Source organism: Spirillospora sp. NPDC049652 (assembly GCF_040675125.1).
In the GTDB taxonomy this organism is placed as follows: Bacteria; Actinomycetota; Actinomycetes; order Streptosporangiales; family Streptosporangiaceae; genus Spirillospora.
Map to the genome: position 1 here is coordinate 1 of NZ_JBFAOF010001439.1, position 1,336 is coordinate 1,336.

The 1,336-nt window shown below is 77.2% G+C and carries 1 protein-coding gene and 1 pseudogene; both read right to left on the bottom strand.

Annotated features, from left to right (window positions below):
* Positions 1-527: pseudogene (locus AB0J52_RS40895) on the bottom strand (isochorismate synthase); the annotation flags it as partial.
* 318 nt (positions 528-845) lie between these two features.
* Positions 846-1,336, bottom strand: a 491-nt coding sequence (locus AB0J52_RS40900; protein WP_500188624.1) for a biotin transporter BioY, incomplete at its 5' end; no start/stop codon positions are given.

Below are 1,336 nucleotides of genomic sequence, written 5' to 3' on the forward strand. Positions count from 1 at the left end.
GTGGCGGTCTCGACCGCCCGCGCCCAGGAGGGGGCGCTGCGGGCGCCGTCGCTCCAGGTGAGCCGCCCGGGCGGGGCGGGCGTGGACGCGGCGGGCGGCGCCGCCGGCGGCCGCCCGCCGAACGGGTCGCCGGGCGGGGAGTCGGCGGGGTCGCCGATGGTGGTGACCCAGGCGTGCCCGTCGCGGCGGCCCAGCACGAACCGCGGGACGATCAGCACCGAGTCCGCCGCCTTGGGGTCGAAGCCGAAGCTGCCGAACGCGACGGGGCCGGTGCCGGGCAGCCGCAGCGGGTCCTCGACCTCGGCGCCGCCGAACACCTCCTGCAGCCACGCGTCGGCGGCGGCGAACCGGTCGTGGCCGCCGGGCAGCTCCAGCCGGGCGGTCTCGCCCCAGCCGACCAGGCCCTCGCCGTTGCGGACCCAGGCCAGCGCCGTGGGGTGCGGGAGCCGCGACAGCAGGTCGCCGGGGTCGGCGACCGGCGTGGTGCGGACGACGAGGCGGCCGGGTGCGTGCACGGCGAGCTTCACGCACGCCACTCTACGGGAGTTTTGAACCCGTTCAAACCGGCGGGGTGGGAGCGTGTGCTGAGGTCTACGCCACAGCGCCCGGCCCCGGTCACCGCCCGGCGGACCACCCTGAAAGTCCCCAGAACGCCCAGTGGAAAACCCCCGCAAGGCGGCAGGACGAGCCCAGGCGCACCCGAACGGTCCCCAAAGGGGCGTGAAGCGGCGTGCCGGGCCGGACGCGGCAGGGCCGGGACAAGGCCGGGGGAGGGGCGGGGCAGGGCCGTGGAAACGGCGAAAGGCCCGCCGGGAACGGCGGGCCCTCACAGCGCGAGGCGGAGATCAGGAGCGGCGGCCCGCGAACCGCCAGGCGACCGGCAGCAGCCCCGCCGCCAGCAGCACCTTCAGCACGTCCCCGGCCAGGAACGGCGTGACGCCAAGGTGCAGCGCCTTGTCCAGGCCCACGTGCAGCGACGCCATCAGGTACGGCACGCCGACCAGGTAGATCAGCACGGTGCCGAACGTCATCGTCGCGACCGTCCGCAGCGGCGTGCGGTCCCCGCCGCGCTCGGCGAGCCGGCCGACGACCGCGGCGGCCAGGACGAACCCGAGCACGTAGCCGAGCGACGGCATGGACGCCCCGGAGGTGCCCTCGGCGAACCACGGGACCCCCGCGACGCCCGCCGCCAGGTACAGCAGCATGCCGAGCGCGGCGCGGGTGCGGCCGAGCGCCGCGCCCGCCAGCAGCACGGCGAAGGTCTGCCCGGACACCGGCACGGGCGTGCCGGGCAGCGGGATCGAGATCTGCGCGGCGAGCCCGACCAGCGCGGCCG